The organism is Micromonospora sp. WMMD1082, from assembly GCF_029626175.1.
Classification (GTDB): domain Bacteria; phylum Actinomycetota; class Actinomycetes; order Mycobacteriales; family Micromonosporaceae; genus Micromonospora.
Genome location: NZ_JARUBM010000002.1, coordinates 7,083,210 through 7,103,476 on the forward strand (window position 1 = coordinate 7,083,210; position 20,267 = coordinate 7,103,476).

Annotated in this window: 23 protein-coding genes and 1 pseudogene; 8 read left to right on the top strand and 16 right to left on the bottom strand. The window is 73.8% G+C overall.

Going from position 1 to position 20,267, the window contains the following annotated elements:
* Positions 1 to 127: 127 nt before the first annotated feature.
* Together O7615_RS32550 and O7615_RS32555 are read right to left on the bottom strand one after the other, a co-directional pair.
* Positions 128 to 1,153, bottom strand: a complete 1,026-nt coding sequence (locus O7615_RS32550; protein ID WP_278181623.1) for an adenosine deaminase — start codon at positions 1,151 to 1,153, stop codon at positions 128 to 130.
* Positions 1,150 to 1,931 (bottom strand): annotated as a pseudogene (locus tag O7615_RS32555) (trans-aconitate 2-methyltransferase). The gene O7615_RS32550 and the pseudogene O7615_RS32555 overlap by 4 nt, the downstream one beginning before the upstream one ends.
* Before the next feature lie 92 nt (positions 1,932 to 2,023).
* Between O7615_RS32555 and O7615_RS32560 the strand changes: the two are divergent.
* Both O7615_RS32560 and O7615_RS32565 read left to right on the top strand, forming a co-directional pair.
* Positions 2,024 to 3,007 (top strand): aldo/keto reductase, encoded by a 984-nt coding sequence (locus O7615_RS32560; protein WP_278181624.1) that lies wholly within the window; start codon positions 2,024 to 2,026, stop codon positions 3,005 to 3,007.
* 128 nt (positions 3,008 to 3,135) lie between these two features.
* Positions 3,136 to 3,330: a hypothetical protein gene (locus O7615_RS32565; RefSeq protein ID WP_278181625.1), complete on the top strand. Its 195-nt coding sequence runs from the start codon at positions 3,136 to 3,138 to the stop codon at positions 3,328 to 3,330.
* 119 nt (positions 3,331 to 3,449) lie between these two features.
* Here O7615_RS32565 and O7615_RS32570 read toward each other — a convergent pair whose 3' ends face one another.
* The 7 genes from O7615_RS32570 to O7615_RS32600 all read right to left on the bottom strand — a co-directional run bounded on the left by O7615_RS32570 (position 3,450) and on the right by O7615_RS32600 (position 7,840).
* Complete coding sequence (locus O7615_RS32570) at positions 3,450 to 3,653, bottom strand: cold-shock protein (RefSeq protein ID WP_013732668.1); 204 nt, start codon at positions 3,651 to 3,653, stop codon at positions 3,450 to 3,452.
* Positions 3,654 to 3,974: 321 nt separating this feature from the next.
* Positions 3,975 to 4,247, bottom strand: a complete 273-nt coding sequence (locus O7615_RS32575; RefSeq protein WP_278181626.1) for a DUF4235 domain-containing protein — start codon at positions 4,245 to 4,247, stop codon at positions 3,975 to 3,977.
* Positions 4,244 to 4,558, bottom strand: coding sequence for a DUF3618 domain-containing protein (locus O7615_RS32580; protein WP_278181627.1), 315 nt, complete (start codon positions 4,556 to 4,558; stop codon positions 4,244 to 4,246). Before O7615_RS32580 ends, O7615_RS32575 begins: the two co-directional genes overlap by 4 nt.
* Positions 4,555 to 4,989: a phage holin family protein gene (locus O7615_RS32585; RefSeq protein WP_278181628.1), complete on the bottom strand. Its 435-nt coding sequence runs from the start codon at positions 4,987 to 4,989 to the stop codon at positions 4,555 to 4,557. The genes O7615_RS32580 and O7615_RS32585 overlap by 4 nt, the downstream gene beginning before the upstream one ends.
* A 195-nt stretch (positions 4,990 to 5,184) precedes the next feature.
* Positions 5,185 to 6,420 carry a mechanosensitive ion channel domain-containing protein gene (locus O7615_RS32590; RefSeq protein WP_278181629.1) on the bottom strand — a complete coding sequence of 412 codons (1,236 nt, stop codon included), beginning with the start codon at positions 6,418 to 6,420 and terminating at the stop codon, positions 5,185 to 5,187.
* 103 nt (positions 6,421 to 6,523) lie between these two features.
* Positions 6,524 to 7,345, bottom strand: a complete 822-nt coding sequence (locus O7615_RS32595) for a DUF1206 domain-containing protein (RefSeq protein ID WP_278181630.1) — start codon at positions 7,343 to 7,345, stop codon at positions 6,524 to 6,526.
* 120 nt (positions 7,346 to 7,465) lie between these two features.
* Entirely contained in the window at positions 7,466 to 7,840 is a 375-nt protein-coding gene (locus O7615_RS32600) for a hypothetical protein (protein ID WP_278181631.1), read from the bottom strand.
* 164 nt (positions 7,841 to 8,004) lie between these two features.
* On the opposite strand from O7615_RS32600, the gene O7615_RS32605 reads away from it, so the two are divergent.
* Positions 8,005 to 8,286: a GNAT family N-acetyltransferase gene (locus O7615_RS32605; RefSeq protein WP_278182317.1), complete on the top strand. Its 282-nt coding sequence runs from the start codon at positions 8,005 to 8,007 to the stop codon at positions 8,284 to 8,286.
* Here the strand turns inward: O7615_RS32605 and O7615_RS32610 are convergent.
* On the bottom strand, positions 8,270 to 9,784 hold the full coding sequence (locus O7615_RS32610) for a glycoside hydrolase family 3 N-terminal domain-containing protein (protein ID WP_278181632.1): 1,515 nt from the start codon (positions 9,782 to 9,784) through the stop codon (positions 8,270 to 8,272). The two genes, O7615_RS32605 and O7615_RS32610, sit on opposite strands and share 17 nt — an antisense overlap.
* Before the next feature lie 243 nt (positions 9,785 to 10,027).
* On the opposite strand from O7615_RS32610, the gene O7615_RS32615 reads away from it, so the two are divergent.
* The 4 genes from O7615_RS32615 to O7615_RS32630 all read left to right on the top strand — a co-directional run bounded on the left by O7615_RS32615 (position 10,028) and on the right by O7615_RS32630 (position 13,430).
* On the top strand, positions 10,028 to 10,150 hold the full coding sequence (locus O7615_RS32615) for a hypothetical protein (RefSeq protein WP_278181633.1): 123 nt from the start codon (positions 10,028 to 10,030) through the stop codon (positions 10,148 to 10,150).
* Between the two features lie 74 nt (positions 10,151 to 10,224).
* Positions 10,225 to 11,175, top strand: a complete 951-nt coding sequence (locus O7615_RS32620) for a TIGR03557 family F420-dependent LLM class oxidoreductase (protein WP_278182318.1) — start codon at positions 10,225 to 10,227, stop codon at positions 11,173 to 11,175.
* A 47-nt stretch (positions 11,176 to 11,222) separates the two neighbouring features.
* A complete protein-coding gene (locus O7615_RS32625) occupies positions 11,223 to 12,854 on the top strand; it encodes an ATP-dependent DNA helicase RecQ (RefSeq protein ID WP_278181634.1) in 1,632 nt (543 codons plus the stop codon).
* Positions 12,855 to 12,926: 72 nt separating this feature from the next.
* The gene (locus O7615_RS32630) at positions 12,927 to 13,430 is read left to right on the top strand and encodes a hypothetical protein (RefSeq protein ID WP_278181636.1); all 504 of its coding nucleotides are present in this window, start codon (positions 12,927 to 12,929) and stop codon (positions 13,428 to 13,430) included.
* Positions 13,431 to 13,547: 117 nt separating this feature from the next.
* Here O7615_RS32630 and O7615_RS32635 read toward each other — a convergent pair whose 3' ends face one another.
* Together O7615_RS32635 and O7615_RS32640 are read right to left on the bottom strand one after the other, a co-directional pair.
* Positions 13,548 to 14,312, bottom strand: a complete 765-nt coding sequence (locus tag O7615_RS32635; protein ID WP_278181637.1) for an ABC transporter permease — start codon at positions 14,310 to 14,312, stop codon at positions 13,548 to 13,550.
* Positions 14,305 to 15,261: an ATP-binding cassette domain-containing protein gene (locus O7615_RS32640; protein ID WP_278181638.1), complete on the bottom strand. Its 957-nt coding sequence runs from the start codon at positions 15,259 to 15,261 to the stop codon at positions 14,305 to 14,307. Before O7615_RS32640 ends, O7615_RS32635 begins: the two co-directional genes overlap by 8 nt.
* Before the next feature lie 102 nt (positions 15,262 to 15,363).
* Here O7615_RS32640 and O7615_RS32645 point away from each other — a divergent pair, with 102 nt between their 5' ends.
* A complete protein-coding gene (locus O7615_RS32645) occupies positions 15,364 to 16,122 on the top strand; it encodes a TetR/AcrR family transcriptional regulator (RefSeq protein WP_278181639.1) in 759 nt (252 codons plus the stop codon).
* 37 nt (positions 16,123 to 16,159) lie between these two features.
* Here O7615_RS32645 and O7615_RS32650 read toward each other — a convergent pair whose 3' ends face one another.
* From O7615_RS32650 to O7615_RS32665, 4 genes are read right to left on the bottom strand one after another with little or no spacing between them, the layout of a single operon-like run.
* The gene (locus O7615_RS32650; protein ID WP_278181640.1) at positions 16,160 to 17,143 is read right to left on the bottom strand and encodes a DNA topoisomerase IB; all 984 of its coding nucleotides are present in this window, start codon (positions 17,141 to 17,143) and stop codon (positions 16,160 to 16,162) included.
* Positions 17,127 to 18,137, bottom strand: a complete 1,011-nt coding sequence (locus O7615_RS32655; protein WP_278181641.1) for a glycosyltransferase family 9 protein — start codon at positions 18,135 to 18,137, stop codon at positions 17,127 to 17,129. Before O7615_RS32655 ends, O7615_RS32650 begins: the two co-directional genes overlap by 17 nt.
* The gene (locus O7615_RS32660) at positions 18,134 to 18,829 is read right to left on the bottom strand and encodes an SDR family oxidoreductase (protein WP_278181642.1); all 696 of its coding nucleotides are present in this window, start codon (positions 18,827 to 18,829) and stop codon (positions 18,134 to 18,136) included. Before O7615_RS32660 ends, O7615_RS32655 begins: the two co-directional genes overlap by 4 nt.
* The gene (locus O7615_RS32665; RefSeq protein ID WP_347405114.1) at positions 18,826 to 20,259 is read right to left on the bottom strand and encodes a PfkB family carbohydrate kinase; all 1,434 of its coding nucleotides are present in this window, start codon (positions 20,257 to 20,259) and stop codon (positions 18,826 to 18,828) included. Before O7615_RS32665 ends, O7615_RS32660 begins: the two co-directional genes overlap by 4 nt.
* Between the last annotated feature and the right edge of the window lie 8 nt (positions 20,260 to 20,267).

Here is a 20,267-nt window from a genome sequence, read left to right on the forward strand (position 1 = left end):
TGGAGCCGTGCGCGCGGCGGGAGACACGGTCCCCCCACACCTCACTCCCGCCGCGCGCCACTTTCGCCGGGGCGACCCGCGCCACTTCCGCCGGGACGGCATCGCGCCACCGGCCGGGCCGGCGCCGTCAGCCGGTCGTGGCGGCCAGGTGGGCGTCGATCTCCGCGTTGATCCGTTGCTTGCCGGCGGCGTCGAGGAAGGACGCGCCCACCGCGTTGCGGGCCAGGCCGGCCACCTGTTCCGGGCCGGCGTCGAGCAGCCGGGCGGCCACCGCGTACTCGTCGTCCAGGGTGGTGCCGAACATCGGCGGGTCGTCGGAGTTGACGGTTACCAGCAACCCGGCCTCGACCAGCCGGCGCAGCGGGTGCTCCTCGATGTGCGCCACGGCCCGGGTCCGCACGTTGGAGGTCGGGCAGACCTCCACCGGGATCTGCCGCTCGGCGAGGTACGCGAGCAGTTGCGGGTCCTCGGCGGCGGAGATGCCGTGCCCGATGCGTTCGGCGCCCAGCTCGCGCAGCGCGTCCCAGATGGTCTGTGGGCCGGTGGTCTCCCCGGCGTGCGGCACCGAACGCAGCCCCGCGGCCCGGGCCCGGTCGAAGTAGGGCTTGAACTGCGGCCTCGGCACGCCGATCTCGGGGCCGCCGAGGCCGAAGCTGACCAGCCCGTCCGGGCGCTCCTCCAGCGAGATCCGCAGCGTCTCCTCGGCCGCCGGCAGCCCCGCCTCCCCGGGGATGTCGAAGCACCAGCGCAGCTCGATGCCGAAGTCGGCGGCGGCCCGCCGGCGGGCGTCCTCGATCGCCTCGCAGAACGCCGGTGCGGGGATGCCGCGCGACACGTGCGAGTAGGGCGTCACGGTCAGTTCGGCGTAGCGGACCTGCTGGCGGGCCAGCTCCCGGGCCACCTCGTGGGTGAGGATCCAGACGTCCTCCTGGTCACGGACCAGATCCACCACGCTCAGGTAGAGCTCGATGAAGTGCGCGAAGTCGCGGAAGACGAAGTACTCCGCGAGCAGCTGCGGATCGGCCGGTACGGGGCTGCGCCCCTCGTGCCGGGCGGCCAGCTCCGCCACGATCCGGGGCGAGGCGGATCCGACGTGGTGCACGTGCAGCTCCGCCTTGGGCAGTCCGGCGATGAAGGTACGCAGATCGGTCACGGGTTCTCCTGGGCGCGGGCGGTACGGGCGACGACGAAGATCCGTCGGAACGGGAAGGACACCTGGCCGTGCCGCACCGGATACGCCTCGTCGAGGCGTACCGCCAGGGCGGCCCGGAAGGCGGACCAGTCGGCGGCGGCCAGCGCGGGCGCAGCGCCGTGCCCTCCATCCAGGTCAGGACCGGGTGGTCCGCGTCGGGACGGGCCGCCAGCAGGTGCACGTAGGTAGTCTCCCAGGCGTCGACGGCGCAGCCGGCGGCGGCCAGCGACCCGGCGTAGTCGACGGGGTCGGCGACCGGTGCCTCCCGCAGCAGCGGGGTCAGCTCCGCCCGCCACGGCAGGCGCCCGGCGACCTCGCGCAGCGCGCGGTGCGAGGGTGCGTCGAAGTTGCCGGGCACCTGCATCGCCAGCCAGGCGCCGGTGGGCAGCTCGGCGGCCCAGCGGGTGAGCAGCTCGCGGTGGCCGGGCACCCACTGGAGCACCGCGTTGCTGACCACCACGTCGGTGTCCGGGTCGGGGTGCCAGTCGCGGACGTCGGCCACGCCGAAGGTGACCGGGGCGCCCAGCGCGGTGGCCCGTGCGATCATCTCCGGCGAGGAGTCCAGACCGATGATCCGGCTGTCCGGCCAGCGGGCGGCGAGGCCGGCGGTCAGGGTGCCGGGGCCGCAGCCGAGGTCGACCACCGTCCGGGGCCGGTCGGCGGCCACCCGGGCGAGCAGGTCGTGGAAGGGTCGGGAGCGCTCGTCGCCGTAGCGCAGATACGCCGCCGGATCCCACATGCCGCCTCCACACTCCGCAAACCGTACGCTCGTATTGTTTTACCGTACGGCCCGGCCCCCGGCGCGGGAAGGCGGGTCACTAGGCTCCACCCATGGAGCAACGCACGTTTCCCCGCATGGACCGACAGGTCGGCGTGGTCGGGCTCGGCGCCTGGCAGCTCGGCGCCGACTGGGGCACGGTCACCGAGGACGACGCGATGGCGGTGCTGAGCGCCGCGGTCGACGCCGGGGTCACCTTCCTGGACACCGCCGACGTCTACGGCGACGGGCGCAGCGAGCAGCTGATCGGGCGCTTCCTGGCGGCGCACCCCGACGCCGGGCTGACGGTGGCGACCAAGATGGGCCGGCGCGTCGCACAGACCCCGCAGGCGTACATTCTGGACAACTTCCGCCGGTGGACCGACCGGTCCCGGGCGAACCTCGGCGTGGACACACTGGACCTCGTGCAGTTGCACTGCCCGCCGACGGCCGTCTTCGGCGACGACACGGTCTTCGACGCCCTCGACACCCTGGTGGCCGAGAAGCGGATCGCGGCGTACGGCGTCAGCGTGGAGACCTGCGACGAGGCGCTCACCGCGATCGCCCGGCCCGGCGTGACCAGCGTGCAGATCATCCTCAACGCGCTGCGCCACAAGCCGCTCGAACGCGTGCTGCCGGCCGCCTCGGCCGCCGGGGTCGGCATCATCGCCCGCGTCCCGCTGGCCAGCGGCCTGCTCTCCGGCCGGTACGACGAGCACACCACCTTCGCCGCCGACGACCACCGCACGTACAACCGGCACGGGGAGGCGTTCGACGTCGGCGAGACGTTCTCCGGCGTCGACTTCGCCACCGGCCTGGCCGCCGTCCGGCGACTCGCCCCGCTGGTCGGCGCGGACCGGACGATGGCCCAGTTCGCGCTGCGCTGGGTGCTCGACCAACCGGGGGTCACGGTGGTCATCCCCGGTGCCCGCGACGCCGCGCAGGCCCGGAGCAACGCCGCCGTGGCCGGCCAACCGGCACTGTCCACCGAGGAACTGGCCGAGGTGGCGACGGTCTACGACGAGATGATCCGCCCCCAGGTGCACCACCGGTGGTGAACGAACCGCCCGCCGGCCGCCCGGCCCCCGGCGAGCCCCACCGTCCGGCCCCCGGCGGGCCTGAAGGCCCGGGCCACGGCGGGGCTCACGGCTCGACCCCCGGCGGCCCCCAGCAGCGGGAGACCGTGATGAGTGGCTGGTTCCGGCTCACGCTCGGCCTGCTGGCCGTGGTCATCGGTGCCGTCTGGACGGTGCAGGGCCTCGGCTACGTCCAGGGCAGCGTGATGACCGACCAGCGGATCTGGGCCGTACTCGGGCCGGTGCTGGTGCTGGTCGGGCTGATCCTGCTCTGGCTCGGCGTCCGCGCCCGCAACCGACGCTGACCGGGCGCTGACCGGCCACAGCGTACGGATGCGGAAAGCCCCGCGTCCGGTCGGAACGCGGGGCTTCGCACTGATTCGGGGACTGCCTCGCCACTGGCCGGCGGTCGCCGACCGGTGCCTCAGAGGGGGCGGACCTGCTCGGCCTGCGGACCCTTCTGGCCCTGGGCGATCTCGAACTCCACCCGCTGGTTCTCCTCCAGCGTGCGGTAGCCGCTGGACTGGATGGCCGAGAAGTGGACGAACACGTCAGCACCCCCGCCGTCGACGGTGATGAAGCCGAAGCCCTTGTCAGCGTTGAACCACTTCACGGTTCCCTGCGCCATGCGTATCTCCTTCTAAAACTGGCGGCCGAGCACGCCGTGCGGCCGGTTGGCCGTTTTCGAGCAGCGGCGCCTGAGGCGGCCCCCGATGAGGAGACTTCTCTCAACCCACGCCGTCTCTCAACAGCGTGGAACAGCAAACCACGTACGCAAAAACTTCGCACAGCCTACCCGACGAAATTCTCCGACATGTGACCTGACGGATGCGTGAGATCCGCTGGGCGGGGCTGCGAGACACGGCAAAAGGCCCTCTCACCGGCAAATGGTGAGAGGGCCCTTGACGCGCTATTGCTGTTGCACTAAAAGGCGTTGCGGTCGCACGCCCTAGTCCGGCCACCGACCGGTCAGCCGGCGTACGCCGACCGCACCGCCCCGGTCCACCGCGGCCCGGACGACGGAGAAGATGGCCCCCTGCAACGCCGCCGCCGCGAGGATCTCGACCCAGCGGCGGTCCTCGTCGGTCGGGTTGGGCGCATCGCCGTCACCGGCGGTCATCTTCCACACCTGACGGAAGACCACGCCCGCGATCGCGCCGGCCGCGATGCCCATGAGCACGCCGACCGGCTTGTAGGCGACCTTGCTGATGCCCTTGCTCACCCGCGCCTCCCCCGAATGATCAGCAGCACCACCGCAGCGGCGACCGCGCCGGCCGCGAGCGCGATGAACGGCGCGGGCCCCTGCCGTCCGCGCCCCTGCGCGTGGTCCAGGCCCGTCTGGGCGCGGACCCGGGCGACGGTCAGCGCCGCCTGCTCCCGTACCCGCTCGCGTGCCTGGTCCGCCGAGGACTTCAGCCGCTTCTTGACGTCGGCCTTGGCGGCCAGCGCCTCCATCGTCTCGCCCAGCTCGACCCGGGTCCGCCGGATCTCCTCCCGCAGCGCCTCGGTGTCGCCCATGCCGTTGCCCGTCATGCCCGTCCCCTGTCCTTCACCGCGGCGCTGACCACGTCGACATCCGCCCGCAGGCTACGCACCGTCGCCTCGGGCACCGGCGGGACCGCCTGGCTGACCTGCCGCTTGCCGATCAGCGCCAGCACGCCGGCGACCAGGAACAGGGCCGCCGCCACGATCAGGGCCGCCGCCCACGCCGGCAGTACCAGGGCCAGCAGCAGGATCGCGGCGGCGATCAGTGCCCCGAGGCCGAAGAAGGCGAGCGCGCCGCCACCGGCAAGTAGACCGAGGCCAATGCCGGCATGCTTGCCCTTCTGGGTCAACTCCGCGCGGGCCAGCGCGAGCTCGTCCCGGACCAGACGCGACACCTGCTCCGTCGCCCGCTGGACCAGTTCGGCGGTGGACGGATCGCTCCCGTTGTGGGACGTACGGGCATTCGCCACGTCAGCCATGCTGTCCCCCTCTCGTCATCACCGCGCTGTATGCCCGGAGTCGCCGCCCGTCAATCCTGCACACGCTCCCCGACCCGAACGAGCACCGCGCAGCACCTCCCCAAATCCCCCCATCCCAAACCCCCTCACCCCTTAACGCGTTGATCATGAAGTTGTTGTCGCGACACGCCGGGTGGGCGCACAACAACTTCATGATCAACGCTGGGTGGCGGGGTGGGGGGCGGGAGAGGGGGTGGGGGTGGGGGTGGGGGTGGGGTCTTCGGGGCCGGTGAAGGCTTCCTGGCGGGCGTCGCCGTCGTGGCTGCCGCCGAAGAGGCGGGCGTCGTCGGGGACCTCGCCCTCGACCGCGCGGCGCGACGGGCGCCGGGGCTGCACCCACTGCCAGGGCAGCACGCCCCCGCCGTCGCCGACCTCGGCGCGCAGCCGGGGCATCGCGGTGGGCCGGTGGTCGCGTACCCACGCCACCAGGTGTTCCCGGACCAGGCAGCGCAGGTCCCACAGCGCACCCGCGTTGCTCGCGCTCACCAGCGCGCGCACCTTGATCATGCCGCCGGTCGCGTCGGTGACCTGTAGTACGCAGACCCGGCCGTCCCACAGCTCGGTGCCCTCCACCAGGCGGCGCAGTTCCTCCCGCATCGCCTGCACCGGAATCGACCAGTCGACCTCGAACTCGGCGGTACCCAGGACGGCCGCCTCGGTGCGGGTCCAGTTCTGGAACGGGGTGCTGGTGAAGTAGGAGGTGGGCAGGATCAGCCGCCGGTCGTCCCAGACCTGGACCACCACGTAGCTGAGCGTCAGCTCCTCGATCCGGCCCCACTCGCCCTCGACCACGACCACGTCGTCGAGGCGTACGGCGTCGCTGAAGGCGAGTTGCAGGCCGGCGAAGACGTTACCCAGCAGGCTCTGCGCGGCCAGCGCGGCGACGATACCGACCACACCGGCGCTGGTGAGGACGCCGGCGCCGATGCCCCGCACGGCGGGGAAGGTCATCAGCATCACGCCGGCGGCGAGCACGACGATCACCACGACGGTCAGCCGGCGCAGCATCACGACCTGGGTACGCACCCGGCGGGCGTGGCGGTTGTCCGGCACGTCCACCCGGAACCGGGCCAGTGCGGTGTCCTCGACCACCATCAGCAGCGAGGCGACCAGCCAGGCGGCCGCGGCGATGACGGCGAGCACCAGCAGGTGCAGCAGCGCCTGGCGCCAGGCGGTGCCGACCGCGTACCCGGTGCTGAAACGGACGGCGAACTGCACCGCGAGCACCGTGGCGGCGATCTGGAAGGAGCGGTGTGCATGCTCCGTCAACTCCGTCAGCAGCAGCGAGCGGCGGCCCCACCGCCGGGTGAGGCGGTGCACCACCTCGACCACGGCAAGGGCGATCGCCGCCGCGGCGAGCGCGGCGACGACCGTCGCGAGGTAGCTGTGCACGTCCTACTTCTCCTCCCGGCGCGACGGCAAGATCCGACCAAAGGGGCAATGTTGCCTCGGATCGCCGTCACCGGCCACCGCAGGGAGCCTGCGGAGGAGAAGGTCATACCTTGCGGTAGCGGGCCTGAAGGAAGCAGTAGACACCGAAGGCCGCGATGCCCAGCGCGACGAGGGTGAGCAGGATGGTGCCGTACGCCTGGTCGCGCAGCGTCCGCAGCGCGGCGTCCAGACCACGGGCCCGCTCCGGGTCGTAGTTCACCGCGGCCAGCACGACCAGCAGGCCGGTCACCGCGAAGGCGCTGCCCCGGGAGGCGTAGCCGGCCAGGCCGAGCCGGCGGGCGAGCTTCGTGGTGCGGGGGTTCATCTCGCCGGTCTTCAGGCGCTTCATGAACTTCTTCTTGACGCCGTAGATCGCCATGCCCACGCCGATCCCGGTGAGGACCAGGCCGGCGAGGCCGACCAGCCACCGGCCGCCGGTGGACTCCATCATCCGGGCGGTGAACTCCTCCTGCTGCGACGCGCTGTCGGAGTTGGCGTTGGTGAAGACCTTCCAGGCGGTCCAGGCCAGCCAGAGGTAGATGACGGTGCGGGCACCGGAGACGACCCGCTCCTTGAGCCGGTCGTTGCCCCGCTCGGTGCGATGCCCGACGGCCGCCTCCAGGGCCTGCCAGATCGCCATGGCGAGCATCCCCACGGCGATGGCGATGACGATGACCTTGCCCATGGGCTGAGCGGCGAGGGTACGCAGCGCGCCGGCCTGATCGCCGTCGTCGGACGAGTTGCCGAAGGCGATCTGCAGCGCCAGCCAGCCGAAGAGCAGGTGCACGATCCCGTAGCCGATGAAACCGGCCCGGGCGAGGAGTTCCAGCCACCGGCTGTCGGCCGTACGGGCGGCGGTGGCTTCGGCGTTCCGGGTGAGAGACATGGCGCCTCAATCTCCGGACGCGAGGATTTCCAAACGTGGCCGGTCACCGCCCGGAGGCGGGCGGTGACCGGCCGGCTACACGACGGGCGGACCAAGCGGAAGGCGGATCGGCGACCGTCGTCAGCCCGGGTTGTTGGAGATGCGGACCTTCACCTCGGAGTCGGTGACGCTGTCCAGCGTGACCGCGAGCCCGCCGACCTCGGTGGCCTGCTGGCCGACGGTCAGCGACAGTTGCTGGCCGCCCACCTCGACGGTGACCACGTCGTCCTGGGCCTCGACCAGGCGGGCCTCGACGCCGAGGACGTTGGCCCGGGCGTCCACGCCCCGGTCGAAGGTCACCGTGCAGGCGTCCAGCCCGCAGCTGGTGCTGGCTCCCTCGGAGCTGCAACCGGCCAGCAGGGCCGCGCCGAGCGCGAGGCCGGCCAGCAGTCCGGCGGCCCGGCGGGCGCGGGGGGCGGGGGTGCGGCGGGTCGTACGGGTGGGGGGTTTCGTCACACCGACCAGGGTACGAGAAGCCCGCGGCCCGCCCCCGGCCCGGCAACGGGTGTTCAATGAACCCTTTTCCACCTCCCCCTGGGGTCCGTCGGACCGCAAGGGGAGACACGGCGCACAATCGCCGCGCGGTCCAGGTGGAAAAGGGTTCAATGGACCGGGTGAGCATGCTGGTCGAGGAGAACCCCGCCAAACACCGCTACGAGATCCTGGTCGACGACGCGCTCGCCGGCTTCGTCGCGTACCTGCCCCGCGGCGAGGTGCTGGTCTTCACCCATACCGAGGTGGATCCGGCCTTCCAGAACATGGGCGTCGGCGCGGCGCTGATGCGCGGCACCCTGGACCAGGTCCGCGCGCAGGGCCAACGGCTGGTGCCCCAGTGCCCGTTCATGGCCGCCTTCATCGAGCGTCACCCGGAGTACGCCGACCTGGTCACCAATCCGGCGTGACGGCGACGCCGCTGAGCAGCTCGGCCGCGGCCCGGCCGGCGGCCCGGGTGGCGCCGTGGGTGGCGACGTGCACCGCGCCGGTGACCAGCGCGGGCACCCCGAGTTCGACCACCACCGTGTCGGGCCGGGCGGCCGACGCCCGGGCGACCGCCTCCCGCATCCAGCCGTGCCGGTGCAGGTCGCGCACGACCAGAACCAGCGGCCGGCCGGCGGCACCGGCGGTCGGGTCGACGGGCACCGTGGCCTCGGTGTACCGGACCCCGGTGGTGCCCGCCACGAGTGCGGTCAACGGCGCGGCCACCCCCCAGGGGGTCTCCGACCCGATCGCGATGTTGTGCGGCGGCTGGAACTCCACCACGTGCGGCGGGCCGGCCAGCGGCAGCATGGTGGCTGGCCCGCTGGTGGTGACCCGGATCGCGCGCCGCGCGGCGGCCAGCCCGACCACCGAACCCGCACCCGCCGCCGCGACGCCCGTGCCGGGGCGGGCCGCCCGGGCCGCCACCGTCCAGGCGGCGAGTTGGCCGACCCGCTTGGCCGCCTCGGCCAGCCGCTCCTCGGGTAGGTCCCCGGAGAGGACCGCGGCGACGATGGCGTCGCGCAGGTAACGCGCCGTCTCCTCGTCGGCGTGCTCGCCGCCGACGCAGATCGCGTCCGCACCGGCGGCGAGGGCGCGCACCGCCGTGCCGGCGAAGCCGTACCGATCGGTGACCCCCCGCATCTCCACCGCATCGGTCACCACGACGCCGTTGAAGCCCATCTCCTCGCGGAGCAGCCCGCCCAGGATCCGGCCGCTCAGGGTGGCCGGCAGCTCGGGATCCAGCGCCGGCACCAGCAGGTGCCCGGTCATCACCGCCTGGACGCCCGCCGCGACGGCGGCCCGGAAGGGAGCCAGCTCGACGGCGTGCAGCCGGGCCCGGTCGGCGGTGATCCGGGGCAGGTCGTGGTGCGAGTCGACCCGGGTGTCGCCGTGCCCCGGGAAGTGCTTCGCGCAGGCGGCGACCCCGCCGGACTGCAGGCCGCGTACCCAGGCGGTGGTGTGCCGGGCGACCAGCGACGCGTCGGCGCCGAACGCGCGGACACCGATCACCGGGTTGTCCGGGTTGGAGTTGACGTCGACATCCGGCGCGTAGTTCAGGGTGATCCCGGCGGCGGCGAGGTCGACGGCGAGGTCGCGGGCGACCTCCGCGGTCAGGGCCGGGTCGTCGACCGCGCCGAGCGCCAGGTTGCCCGGCCGGGAGCTGCCCAGGCCGGACTCGATGCGGGTGACGTCCCCCGCCTCCTCGTCGATGGCGACGATCACGTCGGGCCGCTCCGCGCGCAGGGCGGCGGTGAGCGCGGCGAGCTGCTGCGGGTCGACGACGTTGCGGCTGAACAGCACCACCGAGCCGAGCCCGTCGCCGAGCCACCGGCATATCCAGGTGGGCGGGGCGGTACCGACGAAACCGGGCTGCAGGACGGCGGCCGCCAGGGACGCCAGGCTCGTATTCCGCTCGCTCATGACGCCACTACGCTTCGCTGCGTGCCGCCATGAGGCACCACGGCGCTGCATCGATGATTCGCTCGCTGACGCTCGCTCATGACGCCACTACGCTTCGCTGGCTCATACGGTCGTCGTACCCCCGCCTTTTCCGCCGTGGACTCCCCCCGCCAGCCGGCGGTGCAGACATGGTCACACCGCGCCACTCAATAGTCAATAAACCTTACAGTTGCCTTGGGAGCGCTGCGCCACGAGAGTGCGGGGATGGACCCCGTGCTGCTGGCCGACGCGACGAGCCCGGCTGACATCCCCGGCGTACGCCTGCTCGGCCTGGTCGTCGGGGGCCTGCTGCTGCTCCTGGCCATCCGCGCGATGTTCCGGCGCTAAGCGCCCCCGGGTGTGACCTGGGCCCGCCGGGGTACCGCCTGCCTCGCAGGCACCACCACGGCGAGGGGGAAATGATGAAGATCGGATACTTCCTGTCCACCGAGGAGTACCCGCCCGCGGAGCTGCTCGCCCAGGCGCAGGCCGCCGAGCGGGCCGGGTTCGAGGCGTTGTGGATCTCCGACCACTACCATCCCTGGATCGACGCCCAGGGGCAGAGTCCCTTCGTCTGGTCGCTGATCGGCGCGCTGAGCCAGGTCTGCCGGCTGCCGGTGACCACCTCGGTGACCTGCCCCACCACGCGCATCCATCCGGCGGTGCTGGCCCAGGCGGCGGCGACCAGCGCGGTGCTGCACTCCGGGCGGTTCGTCCTCGGGGTGGGCTCCGGGGAGGCGCTCAACGAGCACATCCTCGGCGGACCGTGGCCGCAGGCCGGCGTCCGGCTGGAGATGCTGGACGAGGCGATCGAGGTGATGCGCAAGCTGTGGCGCGGCGGCTTCGTCAACCACCACGGGCGCCACTACCGCGTCGAGCACGCCCGGATCTACACGCTGCCCGACACGCCCCCGCCGATCTACGTCTCCGCGTTCGGCCCCAAGGCGGTGGACCTGGCCGCGCGGGTCGGCGACGGCTTCGTCAACACCGTGCCCGACGCCGAGCTGGTCCGCCGGTTCCGGGACAACGGCGGCGGCGACAAGCCGTGCCAGGCCGGCTTCAAGGCCGCGTACGCGCCGACCGAGGAGGAGGGGATGCGGCTGGCGTACGAGCGCTGGCCCACCGAGGCGATCCCCGGTGAGCTGTTGCAGGTGCTGCCCTCGCCACGCCACTTCGAGCAGGCCGCCCAGTTGGTCGACCCGGAGGCGATGCGGGCGGCGTTCGTCTGCGGCAACGCCGCCGACGCGCACCTGGCCAGGATCGACGCGTACGCCAAGGCCGGCTTCGACGAGGTCTACGTCGCCAACACCGGGCCCGACTGGCAGGGGCTGCTCGACCTCTACCAGCGCGAGGTGCTGCCCCGGTCGCGCTGATCCACCGGGGTTTCGGCGCCGGCCCACCCGGGTACCTGCGGCCCTCGATGAAGCTGACCACGCACTCGATGTCGTTGCGCCGTGCCGCGCGCAGCCTGTTCGGCTGGACCGCCCTGCGCCCCAACCAGTTGGCCGCGATGCGCGCCGTGATGCGGCGGCGCGACGCGCTGGTGGTGTTGCCCACCGGTGCCGGGAAGTCGGCGATCTACCAGATCCCGGCCAGCCTGATCCCCGGGCCGACCGTGGTGATCTCACCGCTGCTCGCCCTGCAGCAGGACCAGATCGCCGCGCTCAACGAGCGGCAGCGACCGGAGCTGCGGGCGGTCCGGATCAGCTCGGACGAGGCGCCGGCCCAGCAGGCCGAGGCGATCGACGAGATCCGCGACGGTCGGGCCGAGTTCCTCTTCATCACCCCGGAACAGCTGGCCAACCCGAACCGGCTGGCCGAGGTCCGTGACCTGCGGCCGGCGCTGGTGGCGATCGACGAGGCGCACTGCATCTCCGCCTGGGGCCACGACTTCCGCCCGGACTACCTCGCCCTCGGCCAGCTCATCGAGGGCATCGGCCGGCCACCGGTGGTCGCCCTGACCGCCACCGCCTCCCCGCCGGTACGCGACGACATCGTCGCCCGGCTGCGGCTGCGCAAGCCCGAGATCGTGGTCTCCGGCCTGGACCGGCCCAACCTCTTCTTCGAGGTGGCGCACTGCCCCACCGAGGACTACCGGTGGCGGCGGCTGATCGCGCTGCTGCGCGAGGACAAGCGGCCGGGGATCATCTACGTGCCCACCCGCCGGGCGGCCGAGGATCTGGCCGGGCGCCTCACCGACACCGGCTTCCCGGCGCAGTTCTACCACGGCGGGATGGCGGCCACCGCCCGCGCCCGGCTGCACGAGGCGTTCCTCGCCGACCAGGTGCCCATCATGGTGGCGACCTCGGCCTTCGGCATGGGCATCGACAAGCCGAACATCGCCTGGGTGGTGCACATGGCGCTGCCCGACTCGCCGGACAGCTATTTCCAGGAGATCGGTCGCGCCGGGCGCAACGGCCAGCCGGCCCGCGTACTGCTGCTGTGGCAGGCCGAGGACATCGGACTGCAACGCTACTTCAGCGGCGGCCTGCCCGACGCCACCGAGCTGCGGGACCTGGCCGCGCTGCTGCGCCGCGCACCGACCACCCGCACGGAGCTGCGCGAGGTCACCGGGCTGGGCCCGCGCAAGCTCGGGCAGTTCCTCGCCCTGCTGGAACAGGTCGGTGCCGCGCAGCCACAGCCGGGGCAGCGCGTCGGCGCCCCCCGCTACGCCCCCACGCCGGTCGACGCGGCGGCGGCCGCCGTGGCCGAGGCGGAACGGCAGCAGAACCTGACCCGGTCGCGTACCGACATGATGCGCGCCTTCGCCGAGACCAGCGCCTGCCGGGGACAGACGCTGCTGGCCTACTTCGGCGAGCAGATGACCGAGATCTGTGGGCACTGCGACAACTGTCACGCCGGCACCAGCGTCGCCGACAACGGCGCGGTGGGGCCGTTCCCCGTACACAGCCAGGTCCGGCACGCGGAATGGGGCGCGGGCCTGGTGCTCAGTTACGAGGAGGGCCGGATGACGGTCCTGTTCGACGAGGTCGGGTACAAGACGCTCTCGGTGAGCGTGGTGTCCGAACAGGGGCTGCTGACCCTGGATTAACCTGGTCCGGCCGCAGCCGCATCCGGCGGCGCGGCCGGCGATGACGTTGACGACGAGCGGGAGGGGCGGGTCGTGATCGAAGAGCCGACGTACGCCGGTTTCGGTTTCTCCGACGAGGAGTGGGGGCTGCTGGTCGGCCTGCCGCAGTCGGTGCTCACCGCGGCGAGCGCCGCCGAGTCCGACGGCAGCAGGGCGACGCGGGCGGAGAGCGCCGCCGGCCTGGAGACCATCTCCACCGGCCGGGAGTCGGCCAGCCCGCTGGTGGCGGCGGTGGCCGGCGAACTCGTGATCCGGGTGGGCGACCCGGAGGCCGGCGAGGAGCTGCCGGCGATCGAACCCGACGACCCGCGCGGCTACGCCGAGGAGGTGCTGGGCCGGGCGAAGGCGGCGTCGGCCCTGCTGGCGGCGAAGGTGGACGAGGGCGAGGCGGGAGCGTACCGGCACTGGTTGGTGGAGATCGCCGACCAGGTCGTCGGCGCGGCCACCAGCGGCGGCGTCCTCGGCGTGGGCGGGAGCACGGTCAGCCCATCGGAGCGGCGCTTCCGCGACCGGCTGGCCCAGGTCCTCAACGACTGAGACGACTGATCCACCGGCCGGGTCCAGCCCGGCCGATCCTGGGCAGTTTCCGTCAACGCTGGTCGACGGAGACTGCCCAGGATCCTCGCACCGCACGCCGGGTCGCTCAGCTTCCGCTCAGGCGACGCGGCGGCGGAACAGCACCCCGGAGAGCACCACCGCGACGGCGAGCAGCCCGAGGAACCAGGCGGCCGCGCGGACCGGCGCCGAGCCGACCGGGGTGTCCAGCAGCAGCCCGCGCAGCGACTCGATGACCGGCGTGACCGGCTGGTGCTCCGCGAAGCCGCGCAGCCAGCCGGGCATGGTCTCGACCGGCACGAAGGCACTGCTCGGGTACGGCAGGAACATCACCAGGAAGGTGTAGCCGCTGGCGGCCTCCGGGGTGCGGGCCAGCAGGCCGAACGCCGCCGACAGCCACGACACCGCCAGCAGGAACAGCAGCAGCACCCCGGCGGCGGCCAGCCAGCGCAGCGGCGCGACGGCCGGCCGGAACCCGATCGCCACGGCGACACCGAGCACCAGCACGGTGGAGACCATGTTGCGCGCCACGCTCGCCACCACGTGCCCGGCGAGGATCGAGGTCGCGCCGACGTCCATCGTGCGCAGCCGCTCGATCATGCCGTTGGTCAGGTCGGTGGTGACACTGACCGCGGTGCCCGCCGCGCCGAAGCCGGCGCAGAGCAGCAGCACGCCGGGCACCACATAGGTCACGTACGCGGAACCGGTCTCGATCGCCCCACCGAAGAGGTAGACGAAGAGCAGCATCAGGATCACCGGCAGCAGCAGCGAGGTGAGCAGCGCGTCGATGTTGCGCCGGGACAACCGCACGCAGCGGCCGACCATCACCGCCACATGCCCCGGTCGGAACGTCAGCTCAGACACTGGCCACCTCCTTGACGGCGCGGTCGGTAAGGGTGAGGAAGACGTCGTCGAGGGTCGCCTCCCGGACGGTGAACCGGACCACCCCGTGCCGGTCCGGGTCGACCTCGTCGAGCAGGCCGCGGACCTGTGGCGCGCTGCCGTCGGTGGCCACCGACAACTCCCGCCGGGCCGGCTCGCGGTGGGTGACCCGGTCGCCGAGGCAGCGCGCCGCCTCGGCGAAGCCGTCCGCGTCGCGCCAGGTCAGCTCCAGCCGCTGGGCGCCGAAGCGGCGCTTGAGGTCGGCCGCCGTCCCCTCGGCGACGAGCCCGCCCTGGTGCAGCACCATGACCCGGTCGGCGAGGCGGTCGGCTTCCTCCAGGTACTGCGTGGTGAGCAGCACGGTCACGCCGGCCCCGGCCAGCTCGCCGATCACCTCCCACAGGCCCTGCCGGCTGCGCGGGTCCAGGCCGGTGGTGGGCTCGTCCAGGAAGATCACCGAGGGGGTGCCGACCAGGCTGGCCGCCAGGTCGAGGCGGCGCCGCATCCCGCCGGAGTACGTCACCACCCGCCGGCCGGCGGCGTCGGCCAGGTCGAAGCGGTCCAGCAGTGCGGCGGCGCGGTCGCGGGCCGCCGGCCCCGGCAGCCCGGTGAGCCGCGCCAGCATGGTCAGGTTCTCCACGCCGGTCTGCCCGTCGTCGAGGGCCGCGTGCTGGCCGGCGAGGCTGATCGCCCGGCGTACCCGGCGCCTTTCGCGCACCACGTCGTGGCCGGCCACCCGGGCGACGCCCGAGTCCGGCCGGGTCAGCGTGGCCAGGATCCGCACGGTGGTGGTCTTGCCGGCCCCGTTCTGACCCAACAGGGCGTGCACCCCGCCGGTGGGCACCCGCATGGTCAGGCCGTCGAGGACGACGAGATCACCAAAGGACTTGCGCAGGTCGACCAGCTCGACCGCTGGTGGCCCGTTCACCATGATCACCCTCCGTTATCTGCGTATGGCATACGCTTTAATGCGTAGACCATACGCAGAAGCTAGGATGGCGGTCAAGAGCCGGTACGGAAGGTGAGTGAGCGAGTGGGCGAACCCGACGTCGAGCTGCCCGAAAACATCGCGCTCGCCTGGGGGCTGCGCGACCGCCCCAGCCGTGGCCCCAGGCGCAGCCTCAGCCTGGACCGGGTGGTGGCCGCCGGGATCCGGGTCGCCCAGGCGGAAGGGCTGCCGTCGGTGTCGATGAGCCGGGTGGCCGGCGAGTTGGGCGTGGCGACCATGTCGCTCTACCGGTACGTGCCGACCAAACAGGACCTGCTCGATCTCATGATCGACGCCGCCTTCGGGCCGCCACCGCCGCCACGCGCGCCGGACGAGGGCTGGCGGCCCGCGCTCACCCGGTGGGCCGAGGCCAACCTCGCCGCGCTGCGCCGGGAGCCGTGGATCCGGCACGTGCCGATCAGCGGCCCACCGATCAACCCCAACCAGGTGCGCTGGTTCGAGTGCGGGCTCGCCGCGCTGCGCGGCATCCCCCTGCGCGGCACCGAGCGGCTCTCCGCCCTCATGCTGGTCAGCGGGTACACCCGCAGCTGGGCGAACACCGTCGCCGACCTGGCCGAGGCCGCCGTCCGCACCGGGCAGACCCCCGACGAGGTGGGCCAGAACTACTGGCGATACCTGGCCGTGCTCACCGCCTCCGGCCCGTACCCGGCGATCCACGAGATGCTGACCGAGGGGGAGGACGACGAGGAGGACTACTTCGACGCGGAGTGGCGGTTCGGGCTCGGCCGGGTGCTCGACGGCGTCGAGGCGCTGATCCGGTCCCGCGACGCCGACCAGGGCTGACGCCCGGCCGCGATGCCCCAAGGCGCCAGCGCCCCGGTCAGGCCCGCTTCAGCAGGGTCAGCACCGCCCGCTCCGCCTGCTCCCGGGGCGTCGTCTCGTCCACCGGCGCGACCACGCCGTCGTGGAACAGGTCGACCACCCGAGGATCCACGTACGACGCGCGGGCCACCGTCGGGGTATTGCCGAGCAGTTCCGCCACCTGCCGCATCACCGCCACCACCGCCCGGCGCCGGGCGGTCACCGACCGGGGCGAGGGGAACGTGGCCAGCTCCGTCGCCGCGCGCACCGTGGCGTGCCAGGTACGGAAGTCCTTCGCGGTCATCTCACCGCCGCTGGCCTCACGCAGGTAGTCGTTGACCTCGTCGGCGCGGACGTCCCGCCAGTGCCGCCCGTCCCAGTAGCCGAACAGCCGCTCCGCCGCCCGCCGCCGGCGGCGCAGGTCGGTCAGCACCCGACACAGCTCCGGATCGGAGACCAGGCGTACCTGTTCGACGCCGCCCTTGGCCGGGAACTCGAAGACCACGCCGCCCCGGCGGGACCGGGTGTGCTCCGGGCGCAGCGTGGCCACCCCGAACGTCGGATCCTCCCCCGCCGCATACTGGTCGCTGCCGACCCGGAACGTGCCCATGTCGAGCAGCCGGGTCACCGTCGCCAACACCCGCTCGCGGCGCAGCCCCCGCCCCGCCAGGTCGTGGCCGACCCGCTCGCGCAGCGCCGGCAGCCGGTGGGCCACCTCCAGCACGTGGTCGAACTTCGCCTCGTCCTGCCGCTGCCGCCACAGCGGGTGGTAGAGGTACTGCCTGCGGCCGGCCGCGTCGACACCGATGGCCTGGATGTGCCCGTGGGGATGCGGCGCGATCCACACCTCGCGCCAGGCCGGCGGGATGACCAGCTCCCGCAGCCGGGCCAACTCCGCGACGTCCCGGACCGGCTCGCCGCGCGGATCCAGGAACGACCAGCCCTGCCCCCGCCGGCGACGCCGGTAACCCGGCCGACCCGGATCGCTACGCCGCAACCGCACGGTCCCTCCGTACCGCCCGTTCCACCTCGCCGACGGCCGTCAGCACCTCGTCCACACCGATGGCGGCCACCGCGACAGGGCTGCCGCCCCGCACGGGGCCCGGCGCCGACCCGGCCCAGAGCACCCGGTGCCGCCGGCGCTCCGGCGGCGGCCCCCACCGGCTCGGTGGGATCGGTCCGAAGAGCACCACCGAGGCGGTGCGGTACCCGGTGGCCAGGTGCGCCACCCCGGTGTCCCCGCTGACCACCAGGCGGGCCTGCGCCACCAGGGCGGCCAACTGGGCGAGGTCGGTCCGGCCGGCCAGCACCGCGGTCGCCGGCAGCCCGGCGGCGTACGCGATCCGCAGGGCGCCGGCCCGCTCCGGCGGGCTGCCGGTCAGCACCACCCGGTGCCCCCGCGCGGCCAGCTCCCGGGCCAGGGCGGCGTACCGCCCGGCCGGCCAGCGCTTGGCGGGAACCTTCGAGCCGGGATGCAGCACGGTGACGCCGCCGGGCATGGTCCCCGGTGCCGGGCGGCGCAGGTCCAGGTCGGCCGGGTCGGCCACGATGCCGTACCCGCGCAGCAGCCGGCACCAGCGCGGCACCTCGTGCTCGTCGTCGTCCCAGTCCGGGCCGTCGCCGTGCCCGGCTTCGGTGTTGGCGAAGGCGAACAGCCGGGCGGGGCGGGTGGCGGCGAGCAGCCGGTGCGACTCCGGGCCCCGACCGTGCAGGTTGACCGCGACCTCGACCGGCTCGGCAAGCCGGTCCGCCCGATCCCGCCGGTCCACCCGGTCCTGCCGGTCCACCCAGCCCTGCCGGTCCGGCCAGGCCGGGCGGTCCAGGCCGTCGGTGGGCAGCAGCCGGTCCACCCCGCCGACCAGCTCGACCAGCGGCCCGAGCCAGGCCGGCGCGGCGAGCACCAGCTCCCGGTCGGGGTACGCCGCGCGCAGCGCCCGCAGCGCCGGGACCGCCGTGGCGAGGTCACCGACGCCGAGGGCACGCAGCGCCAGGATCACGGGTACGACGTCTCCTGCTCGGCACAGACCACCAGCTCGCGGACCGCGCAGCCGGCGGGCTGGGACAGCGCGAACATGACGGCGGCGGCGGTGTCCGCCGGGTCGTTGAGCACCGCGTCCGGACCCGGGCGGTAGCGCGGGTCGCGCTCGTCGAAGAAGGCGGTACGCATCCCGCCCGGCACCAGCAGCGTGACGCCCACGGTCCCGGCCAGCTCGGCGGCGAGCGCCCGGGTGAAGCCGACCACCCCGAACTTCGCCGCGCAGTACGCCGTCGCGTCGCTGACCGCCTTCACCCCCAGGGTGGACGCCACCGTGACGACGGTGCCCCGGGACGCCGCCAGGAACGGCAACGCGGCCCGGATCACCGCGGCGGTGGCCAGCAGGTCGACGGTGACGATCCGCTCCCATGTCTCGGCGGGGATGTCGGCGAGCCGGCCGGGCACGTCGACGCCGGCGGCGGTGACCACGCCGTCCAGTCCGCCCGCACGCTCGGCCAGTTCGCGGGTGGCCCGCTCGGCGGCCCGGGTGTCGGCCAGGTCGCACTCCACCCAGGGCACCCCGTCGGCGGGCGGTCGCCGATCCAGCACCAGCGGCCGGCCGCCGGCCCGGGCCACCGCCGTCACCACCGCCGCGCCCAGCCCGCTGGCGCCGCCGGTGACCAGCACCGTCCTCCCGGCACCCGGCGCGCTCACCGGCCCACCCCCTCGATGCTGGCGCCGGCCGTCGCGGCGATCATCGCGGTGGTGGACCGCCCGTCCAGGTAGGGGACCACCACGGTGTGCCCGCCCCAGCGGCGCAGGATCTCCGCCTCGGGCAGGCTGTCACCGTCGCCGGCACCGGTGGTGTAGTCCCCGCCCTTGACCCAGATGTCCGGACGCAACCAGGACAGCGCTGCCACCGGCGTCGGCTCGTCGAAGATCATCACCGCGTCGACGCAGCTCAGCGCGGCGAGCAGGCGGCTGCGGTCGTCCTGCCGCATGACCGGCCGCTCCGGTCCCTTGAGACCGCCGACGCTGGCGTCGGAGTTGAGGCACACCACCAGGCAGTCGCCGAGCTGCCGGGCGGCCTGCAGCGTCGCCACGTGACCGGCGTGCAGCAGGTCGAAGCAGCCGCCGGTGGCGACGACCGTACCCCCGGCCGCGCGGACCCGGGCCACCACGGCGGCGGCCGCGGCCACCCCCACCCGGTCGCCGGCCACCGCGGTGTGCACGGCCTGCGGGGCCCGACGCACCGGCGGCGGCAGGGCCGTCGCCACACCCCCGTCCGCCACATAGGCCGACGCCTCCACCACCGCCTCCTGCACCGCCTCGGACACCAGCGCCCCCCGGGCCAGGGCGAGACCGGCGGTCACCGCGAAGCGGTCACCCGCACCGCAGGTGTCCCCCTCGGCGGCGACCGGGGCGGGCACCACCAGCGGTGTCGACCCGGCGTGGCTGAGCAGCGCGCCGTCGGCGCCGAGCGTCACCGCGACCGCGCCCGCCCCCCACCGCTGCCGCAGGCGCTGCGCACCCTCGGCGGCGGTGGCCAGCCGGCTGGCCCCGGCGGGCGCCTCCATCAGCTCACGCACCTCCGCCTCGTTCGGCGTGACCAGGTTCGCCCCGGGCACCGCGGCCGGCCCGCGCGGGTGCGGATCCCACACCACCGGTGCCCGGATCGACGCCAGGGCCGCCCGCAGCGCCGGCTGCCGCGCCACCCCCCGGCCGTAGTCGCTGACCAGCACCACCGACGCCCGGTCGAGCACGCGCAACACCGGCTCACCCGGCTGACCCGGCTCACCGGCGCCGCCCCGGTCGTGGCGCAGCAGCACCCGGCCACCGGCCCGCAGGCGGATCTTCTCCGGGGTCGCCCCGGCCAGCCGCAGCGGGTACACCTGCACCCCGGCGGCGGCCAGCAGCACGCTCAACCTGGCCCCCCCGGCGTCGTCGGCCAGCGCGGTGACCAGGATGACCTCGGCGCCCTGCGCGGCGGCGAAGACGGCGGAGAGCCCGGCCCCGCCGGGCCGGTCGACGTGGGCGGTCTCGTCGAGCACGGGCACCGGCGAGTCCGGACAGAGCCGGTTCACCATGCCCTCGACGTCCCGGTCGAGCAGGGTGTCGCCGACCACCACCACAGGTCCCGTCACGCTGTCCT

What these genes read in the sequence shown, in the direction of transcription:
- O7615_RS32560 (WP_278181624.1), top strand. Translation starts at nt 2,024, where the DNA reads ATGGAGCAACGCACGTTTCCCCGCATGGACCGACAGGTCGGCGTGGTC.
- O7615_RS32565 (WP_278181625.1), top strand. Translation starts at nt 3,136, where the DNA reads ATGAGTGGCTGGTTCCGGCTCACGCTCGGCCTGCTGGCCGTGGTCATC.
- O7615_RS32570 (WP_013732668.1), bottom strand. Translation starts at nt 3,653, where the DNA reads ATGGCGCAGGGAACCGTGAAGTGGTTCAACGCTGACAAGGGCTTCGGC.
- O7615_RS32580 (WP_278181627.1), bottom strand. Translation starts at nt 4,558, where the DNA reads ATGACGGGCAACGGCATGGGCGACACCGAGGCGCTGCGGGAGGAGATC.
- O7615_RS32585 (WP_278181628.1), bottom strand. Translation starts at nt 4,989, where the DNA reads ATGGCTGACGTGGCGAATGCCCGTACGTCCCACAACGGGAGCGATCCG.
- O7615_RS32595 (WP_278181630.1), bottom strand. Translation starts at nt 7,345, where the DNA reads ATGTCTCTCACCCGGAACGCCGAAGCCACCGCCGCCCGTACGGCCGAC.
- O7615_RS32605 (WP_278182317.1), top strand. Translation starts at nt 8,005, where the DNA reads ATGCTGGTCGAGGAGAACCCCGCCAAACACCGCTACGAGATCCTGGTC.
- O7615_RS32610 (WP_278181632.1), bottom strand. Translation starts at nt 9,784, where the DNA reads ATGAGCGAGCGGAATACGAGCCTGGCGTCCCTGGCGGCCGCCGTCCTG.
- O7615_RS32615 (WP_278181633.1), top strand. Translation starts at nt 10,028, where the DNA reads ATGGACCCCGTGCTGCTGGCCGACGCGACGAGCCCGGCTGACATCCCC.
- O7615_RS32620 (WP_278182318.1), top strand. Translation starts at nt 10,225, where the DNA reads ATGAAGATCGGATACTTCCTGTCCACCGAGGAGTACCCGCCCGCGGAG.
- O7615_RS32625 (WP_278181634.1), top strand. Translation starts at nt 11,223, where the DNA reads ATGAAGCTGACCACGCACTCGATGTCGTTGCGCCGTGCCGCGCGCAGC.
- O7615_RS32640 (WP_278181638.1), bottom strand. Translation starts at nt 15,261, where the DNA reads ATGGTGAACGGGCCACCAGCGGTCGAGCTGGTCGACCTGCGCAAGTCC.